Below are 7,253 nucleotides of genomic sequence, written 5' to 3'. Positions count from 1 at the left end.
CGCTGCTCTGAAGTCCGCTCCACGAAAATAGGTTTCGGGGGCGACCGAAGAAGCGTCGCCCCCAACTTATCCACAGGTCTCACAGCGAGGACTCGCCTCTAACCCCTGGAGATCTCTATGTTATTCTGAATGTAATCGAAGGGCGCGTCGACTTTTCAACAGTCCGCCCACGGCCGCTTCGTCCTCGAGACATCGTCCGCACGCATCCAGGGGATGCGGGTGGGAAATACGGCCCCACTGCACCGCCGCTCGGCTCGGCTTCAGCCAAGCACGGCGATCGTGGTGGGGGTGCAACCGTCGCGTCGAGGTCCATTGCATTGGAAGACAGATCGGCACAGCCGTCCCCCATACCGCCTCACAGAGCTCGGTAGCCCGCAGCCACCCTTTGGAGGACTCGGTGCGGCGCAGGGCCGCCCCGAGGACGAATCCGAGGTAGCACCGGGTGAGTCCGGGCGTCTATCCCCAACTGCGAAACCTGAGTCAACTATCGGTGATCATTGATGTAAATTCAGTCCACAGCGCACTGCGAAACCGGCTTCGCGTCCCCCTCGCTCGGCCCCTCGGACACGAGGAGCAAAAACTCCCGACGCAGGTCGGTGATTTTCACGACGCGGTCACGATTGCAGAGCAAAACCCGCTCATTTCGTCGTCAAGAGGCTAGAGCCGTCGGATTTTCCAGCTTCTTTAGAAACACGGAGCTCGTCCAGCACAGAGCGACCGGGGCGAGCCGATTTCAGTCTCCGAGAATTTGCCCTCGGGGTCCCGGTGTGGGGTATGGCGAAGCGATGCCGTTGGGGATCTGGTTGACAAAGGGGGCACTCCTGGCGCAGCGGCCGGAGCGGTCGTCGCGCCAGGCGGCGACCTCTGCGCGGGCCAGGGCCCTGGCGGCGGCGGCCGCGCTCTCGGTGGTCACGGCCGCAGGGTCGGCGGCAGCCGAGGCGTCGTCGCTGCCGCCGCAGCTCGCCTACGCGTACGGCGAGAACGAGACGCCCCGCGCCGCAGCGTTCGGCGGCGCGCTGCGCGCGCTCGGGAACGGGACGTCGGCCGTCTTCATCAACCCCTCCGCCATGGTGGAGACCCGCGTCTACCACCTCCAGGCGCTCTTCCAGGGGAGCCCTGAGGCCGGCCGGCACGCGTACGGCGGCGTCGTCGTCGACTCGGTCACCGGAAAGCTCGCGGGGGCGATCTCCTTCGTCGGCGGCTTCGTCGACAACGACGGGATCGATCGGACGTTCCTCGATGCGCGGGTGGGCCTCGCCTACCCCATCACCGAGCGCCTCTTCGTCGGGCTCACCGGCCGCTACGCCAAGATCACGCAGGACGGGACGCTCCTCGCGGGAGGCCTCGGCAGCACACAGAAGGACGACCGGGGGTACGACCCTGTCTCCGGCGGCCAGGTCGAGGTGGAGGACGGAAAGGTCGCCGGTCGCCACTCCTACGTGAACGAGTTCACGTTCGACGCCGCGATCACCATCAAGCCGACGGACAACCTGTACATCGCCGCCGTCGGACAGAACCTCTCCTACCCCGACAACGGGCTGCTCCCCACGACCGTCGGCGGCGGCGTCGGGTTCGGCACCGACGACTTCTCCATCGAGGTCGACGGGCTCGTCGACCTGAACTCCTACATCGACACCACGTACCGCCTCATGGCGGGCGGCGAGTACCTCGTCGCGGATCACTTCCCGCTCCGCGCCGGCTATCGCTTCGATCAGGGCGCTGACCAGCACGCGCTGTCGCTCGGCTTGGCCTACGTGGGCACCCAGTTCTCCGTCGAGGCCAGCGCGCGCCGGGCGCTCGCCGGCGGCGGGCCCACCACGTTCGTGGTCGGGCTCGCGTACCACCTCGAGTCGAGCGGGCTGACCCGCGCGTCGTCCGACGGGCTCTAGGTCCTGTCCCTAAAATCGGAGCCAGCAGCGGGCGCAGGCGAGCGCGACGATGGCGGCGTAGTTGCGGAGCGTCTTCTCGTAGCGCGTGGCGAAGCGGCGGGCGTTCTTGAGCAGGTTGAACGCGCACTCGATCGCGAAGCGCTCCTTGTACAGGTGCCGGTCGTAGGGGAGCGCGGGGATGCGGCTGGCGTTCGAGGGGATGACGGCGACCGAGCCCATCGCGGCGAGCTGGGCTCGGAGCGCGTTCGAGTCATACGCCTTGTCGGCGATGAGGCACCGCGGTGCGCAGCGCGCGATCAGCTCCGGGGCGGGCACGGTGTCGTGGCGCTGTCCCTCGGTGATCGCGAACTCCAGGGGCGAACCCAGGGCATCGACGATCAGGTGAATCTTGGTGGAGAAGCCGCCACGAGATCGGCCAATGCCTTGCCCCTCCGGCCCCCTTTGGCGCCCGCAGCATGCTGGTGGGCCCGGACGATCGTGGCGTCGAGGCTGAACCATTCCGGGTCGACACCCACCTGCAGCTGCTTCAGTAGCCGCTGCCACTTGCCGGACTTCGACCAGCGGTCGAAGCGGTTGAAGACGGTCTTCCAGGGACCGAACTCGCCCGGCAGGTCACGCCACGGGGCACCGGTCCGGAGGATCCAGAGCACCGCCTCCACGAACCGCCGGTCGTCGAACGCAGGACGTCCCCGTCCCGTCTCGCTCCGCAGAAACGCTTCCACCTTCGCCCACTGGCGGTCGTCGAGCTGCACGCGCAACGGCATCGTTGCTCCGCCTCAGCAGACCCGAGCCAGGCGGGCCAACTTTTCGGCTACCCACGATTTTAGGGACAGGACCTAGGCCTTCAGGCCGCGCGGCCCCGGATCGCGCGGCCCAGATCGCGCGGCCCGGATCGCGTGAACCGACCGTCGCGCGGCCCGCCGTCCGGTCCCCGACGGCGTCGAGGACCGCCTCCCCCTTCTCGCCGCGGCGCGCCTGCTCTAGGTCGGCCCTGCGTGCTGTGCCTGACCCTACCGACCGATCCGCGCTGGGCTGACGTGGCGCTCGCCGACCTGCCGGCGCTCCTGACCGATCACGCCCACTGCGAGATGAAGGCGGCGTCGAACGCGCTGTCGCTCGCCGCGCGCTGGCCGTCCATCCCGCGCCTCGCCCGCGCGCTCGTCGACCTCGCCGAGGAGGAGCTCCGGCACTTCCGCGCGCTGCTCGACGTGATCGAGCAGCGCGGCCTCGCGCTCGGCAAGCCGGAGACCGACGAGTACGCGAGCGAGCTGCGCAAGGCGGCGTCCAGCACCTGCGCGCGCAACGCGAAGGCCGCGCTCATCGACCGGCTGCTCGTCGGCGCGATCATCGAGGCGCGCTCCTGCGAGCGCTTCCGGCTGCTCGCCGATGGCCTCGCGGCGCGCGAGCACGAGCTCGCGCCGCTCTACGAGGAGCTCTTCGCGTCGGAGGCGCGGCACTACCGGACCCTCGTCGACCTCGCCGTCGACGTCGCCGGCGACGAGGGCGCGGCGCGCGGCCGGCTGGCCGAGCTCGCGCGCGCCGAGGGCGAGATCGCCCGGCGGCTCGGGACGGCCGCCGCGGTGCACGGGTAGGTGAGCATGGAGATCGATCTGTTCCGCCTCGATCGAGAGGTCGCGCGCGCGGCGCGCGCATGGCGCGCGGCGCTCGACGACGTCGCCCGACGCGGTCCGGCCCCCGCCGGCGCGGACCAGGACGGCGCGACCGCCGCCGAGGCGAGGGCGCGGCTCGAGAACCCGCTCGATCCCTTCCGGCGCGTCAGCGCGCGGACGACCTACCTCGAGCTCACCGGCAAGACCCCGAGCCTGGGCGCGGAGCTCGGGCTCGCGAGCCAGGCGGAGGCCGCCGCCCCGGACCCGACCGGCCTCGCGGCCCCGCTCGCCGACTGGGTCTACACGCTCACGCTGGAGCGGGTCGTCTGGGCCGATCGCCTCCGGCTCGCCGCCGCCTGGCACGCCGCGTCGCTCTTCATCGACGTGCCCGAGCCGGCGCGGATGTCGCCGCACGAGGCGCGGCTCAGGCTGCTCGCCGATCCGACCGACGCCGGACGGCAGACGTTCGCCGAGGTGCTCGCCCGCGGCGCCGGAGCGGTCGCCGACGCCGCCCGCATCCTCGTCGAGCGGCGGCAAGAGGCCGCGCGCCGGCTCGACGAGGCGCGCCGGCTCGCGGTCGAGATCCCCTGCGATCCGGCGGACGCGGCGCTCGGCGCGGCCGAGGCGCTGCTGCAGCGGACCGAGCCGATGCTGCAGCCCGAGGCGACCTGGCACGGCGCCCTCGGGCGCGCCGTGGGCCGCGACGCCGCGTCGGGGTGGCCGGCGCGGCTCGGCCCCCGCTGGCTCGAGGAGCTGTTCCGCGCGACGAGGCTCACCGAGGGCCTCGCGATCGATCTCGGGCCGCTGCCGCGGCCCCTCGGCGCGGCGTCGTTCGCGCGCGCGCTCGCCCGCTTCGGCGCGGCGCTGTCGCGCGCCTCCGCGCGGGGGCCGTTCGCGCTCGGGCACGCGCCGTGCGATCTGCGGCACGCGCGCCGCGCCGCGCTGTTCGGCGGCCTCGTCGCCGACCCGGTCTTCTGCGCGCGCGCGCTCGGGCTCGGCCGAGGCCGCGCGCTCGATCAGGCGCGCGCGACCGCGCAGAGCCTCGTCCTCTCGCTGCGCCTCGACGCCGCGACCGTGGGGCTCACGCTCCTTGGCGGCCCGGACGGAGGCGGGCACGTGCTGCTCCGGGCCGCCCGCGACCGCAAGGATCGCTTCGAGGAGGCGACCGCCCGCGCGCTCGGCGCGCCGATCCCGGGGACGCTCGCCGGGGTCGTCCCGGCGCTCGAGCCCGAGGCTGCCGTCCGGCTCGCCGGGGCGCTCCTCGCGGCGCGCGATCGGCGCGGCCTGATCGAGCGCTTCGACGAGGACTGGTTCCGCAATCCACGCGCGGCCGAGGCCCTGCGCGACGAGGACAGCGCGCCGCGCGCGTCAACGTTGGCGGCGTCGGGCCGCGCCAGCGCCGCGGATCTCGAGGCGGGCCTCGACGAGATGATGCGCTCGCTCGCGAGCCTGTAACACGCGGCGCCCGCGAGCGCGGCGCGCCTCGGCGAGGCGAGCCCGACCGCCCTGCCGAGAGCCCTTCCAGCTTCGACTGACACGTGCTAGGTGCCGGCGCGTCGAAACGCCCTCCCCCGGGGGGCGCGGGGCAGCGCGCGGCTCCCGCTGCGCCGCCCTCGCCGCCGAACAAGCACCCGTGAATCCGAACGCCATGCACCCCCTTCTCGCGTCCGGCGCCGCCGGCATCGCCGTCGATTTCGATCTGACGTTCCTGGCGCAGGTCGTCCTCTTCTCGACGTTCATCGTCATCCTCAAGCCGCTGCTGTTCGACCCGCTGCTCCGCGTCTTCGAGGAGCGCGAGCGGCGCACCGACGGCGCCAAGCGGGAAGCGCGCGAGATGGACGAGCGCGCCGGGGAGCTGCTCACCCGCTACGAGGCCGAGATCGAGCAGGTCCGGCGCGAGGCCGGGATCGAGCGCGAGCGCCTCCGCACCGAGACCATGAAGATCGAGGCCCAGATCATGGCCGAGGCCCGCGCCGAGACCGCGCGCATCCTCGAGGACGGCAAGGCGAAGATCGCGGCCGAGGTCGCCCGCATGCGCGGCGAGCTCGCCGCCGCCCAGCCCGCGCTCGCGGCGGAGATCGCCGCCAGCATGCTCGGCCGCGAGGTGCGCCAGTGAAGAAGCCGCTCCGCCGCTCCTCGCTCGCCCTCGGCCTCGCCGCGGCGCTCGCCGCCGGCACCGCGCTCGCGCAAGAGCCGGCCCCGCAGCCGACGATGCCCCCGGGCCACCCGCCGGTCGGCGCCCAGCCGGCTCAGCCCGGCGCGGCCCAGCCGGGCTCGCCGCAGCTGCAGCCCCGCCCGCGCGACGCGCAGCCTGGCCGCCCGCTCGGCCCGGGCGGCCGCCAGCTCCCGCCCGGCCACGGGCTCCGGCCGCCGCAGGGCGCCGGCCGCGCGCGCCCCGTGGCGCCGCCGGAGACCACGGAGAGCGCGTCGCACGGGGAGGAGCACTGCCCCGGCCACGGCCCGACGGATCCGCCGCCGCACGTCAACTGGTGGCACGGCCTCATCGGCGTGAACAACGAGGCCGCCGCGAAGGGCGGCGTCAACTCGCTGCTCTGGCGCTACCACGACGACAAGAACCCGTGCGACCCGAAGAACGAGCCGCCGCCGTTCCTCGCCTCGGTCCTCAACTTCGGGCTGCTCGCGTTCATCGTGGTCCGCTTCGGGAGGAAGCCCATCGCGGAGGCGCTGAAGAAGCGCAAGCAGACGATCACGCAGGAGCTCGACAACGCCGCGCGCCTGAAGCGGGAGGCCGAGCAGCGGCTCGACGAGTACGAGGACAAGCTCACGCGGCTCGAGGAGACGCTCGCGGAGCTCAAGGCCGAGCACGCGACGCAGGCCGAGCTCGAGAAGGCGCACGTGCTCGCCGAGGCGGAGCAGCGGCGCCTGCGGATGCGGCGCGACGCCGAGTTCCGCATCGAGCAGGAGCTCAAGGCGGCGCGCGCCCTGCTCCTCCAGGAGGCGGTGCAGGGCGCCGTCACCGCGGCCGAGGAGCTGCTCCGGCAGCGCGTCGGCCGGGAGGACCTCGACCGCGTCAACGAAGAGTACCTGAAGGCCATCCCCGCGGCCGTCTCCGCCGGCGCCCCCCGCGGAGCCCAGACCACCGGAGCAGCGATATGAGCAACGAGGCCGTCGCACGACGCTACGGGCGCGCGATCTTCGAGATCGGCAAGGAGACCGGCACCCTTCCGGCCCTCTCGAGGGAGATCGGGGACGCCAGCGCGATGTACTCGTCGAGCGAGGAGCTCCGCCTCGTCCTCGACAACCCGCTCATCCCGGAGGGCCCGCGCGAGGAGCTGATCCGCGAGGTCGGCTCCCGCGCCGGCTTCTCGGACGTGACGAAGAACACCCTGCTCCTGCTGGCGCGCCGCCGGCGGCTCGCGGCGCTGCCCGAGATCGCCCGGCAGCTCGCGCTCCTCGTCGATCAGGAGCAGAACATCGCCCGGGCCGTCGTCACGAGCGCGGGCCCGCTGAGCGATGGTTACCTCGACCGCCTCCGGGCCGAGCTCGAGAGGGCGACCGGCAGGAAGATCTCGATCACCCACCGGCAGGACCCCTCGCTCATCGCTGGCGTGGTCACCCAGATCGGCGATCAGGTGATCGACGGCAGCCTCAGGACCCGGCTGTCGAGCTTCCGTGACAACCTGCTCCGAACCTGAGGGGACGCGAACACGCACCCCTGTTTCACGATGGGTCTGGGCTCAGCGCTCGCTGACCTCTCGACCTTGACGACGTAGATTCCGAAGCCCAAGCGTCT

7 protein-coding genes are annotated in these 7,253 nt (G+C 72.6%); 6 read left to right on the top strand and 1 reads right to left on the bottom strand.

Going from position 1 to position 7,253, the window contains the following annotated elements:
• Nucleotides 1–803 precede the first annotated feature (803 nt).
• Entirely contained in the window at nucleotides 804–1,889 is a 1,086-nt protein-coding gene (locus WME85_RS53915) for a hypothetical protein (protein WP_437833952.1), read from the top strand.
• Nucleotides 1,890–1,898: 9 nt separating this feature from the next.
• On the opposite strand, the gene WME85_RS53910 is transcribed toward WME85_RS53915, so the two are convergent.
• Nucleotides 1,899–2,653, bottom strand: a protein-coding gene (locus WME85_RS53910; protein ID WP_437833949.1) for an IS5 family transposase whose coding sequence is annotated in 2 segments (ribosomal slippage) — nucleotides 1,899–2,329 and nucleotides 2,329–2,653 — 756 coding nt in all. Because the reading frame shifts where the segments join, the coding sequence is not laid out codon by codon here.
• A gap of 231 nt (nucleotides 2,654–2,884) precedes the next feature.
• Here WME85_RS53910 and miaE point away from each other — a divergent pair.
• The 5 genes from miaE to atpH all read left to right on the top strand — a co-directional run bounded on the left by miaE (nucleotide 2,885) and on the right by atpH (nucleotide 7,155).
• Nucleotides 2,885–3,481, top strand: a complete 597-nt coding sequence (gene miaE, locus WME85_RS53905; protein WP_437756022.1) for a tRNA isopentenyl-2-thiomethyl-A-37 hydroxylase MiaE — start codon at nucleotides 2,885–2,887, stop codon at nucleotides 3,479–3,481.
• A gap of 6 nt (nucleotides 3,482–3,487) precedes the next feature.
• Complete coding sequence (locus WME85_RS53900; protein ID WP_437833946.1) at nucleotides 3,488–4,954, top strand: hypothetical protein; 1,467 nt, start codon at nucleotides 3,488–3,490, stop codon at nucleotides 4,952–4,954.
• Nucleotides 4,955–5,147: 193 nt separating this feature from the next.
• The gene (locus WME85_RS53895; RefSeq protein WP_437833943.1) at nucleotides 5,148–5,615 is read left to right on the top strand and encodes an ATP synthase F0 subunit B; all 468 of its coding nucleotides are present in this window, start codon (nucleotides 5,148–5,150) and stop codon (nucleotides 5,613–5,615) included.
• On the top strand, nucleotides 5,612–6,616 hold the full coding sequence (locus tag WME85_RS53890; RefSeq protein ID WP_437833940.1) for a F0F1 ATP synthase subunit B family protein: 1,005 nt from the start codon (nucleotides 5,612–5,614) through the stop codon (nucleotides 6,614–6,616). Before WME85_RS53895 ends, WME85_RS53890 begins: the two co-directional genes overlap by 4 nt.
• The gene (gene atpH / locus WME85_RS53885; RefSeq protein WP_437833938.1) at nucleotides 6,613–7,155 is read left to right on the top strand and encodes an ATP synthase F1 subunit delta; all 543 of its coding nucleotides are present in this window, start codon (nucleotides 6,613–6,615) and stop codon (nucleotides 7,153–7,155) included. The genes WME85_RS53890 and atpH overlap by 4 nt, the downstream gene beginning before the upstream one ends.
• Nucleotides 7,156–7,253 lie beyond the last annotated feature (98 nt).

It is taken from the genome of Sorangium sp. So ce1153 (assembly GCF_051521595.1).
Taxonomy (GTDB): domain Bacteria; phylum Myxococcota_A; class Polyangia; order Polyangiales; family Polyangiaceae; genus Sorangium.
The sequence above is the reverse complement of the archived record's forward strand: the minus strand, read 5'-3'. Positions and strand labels throughout refer to the sequence as shown.

Bases quoted from the DNA above. Each gene is read 5' to 3' on its own strand.
- WME85_RS53900 (WP_437833946.1), top strand. From the start codon at position 3,488: ATGGAGATCGATCTGTTCCGCCTCGATCGAGAGGTCGCGCGCGCGGCG.
- WME85_RS53895 (WP_437833943.1), top strand. From the start codon at position 5,148: ATGCACCCCCTTCTCGCGTCCGGCGCCGCCGGCATCGCCGTCGATTTC.
- atpH (WP_437833938.1), top strand. From the start codon at position 6,613: ATGAGCAACGAGGCCGTCGCACGACGCTACGGGCGCGCGATCTTCGAG.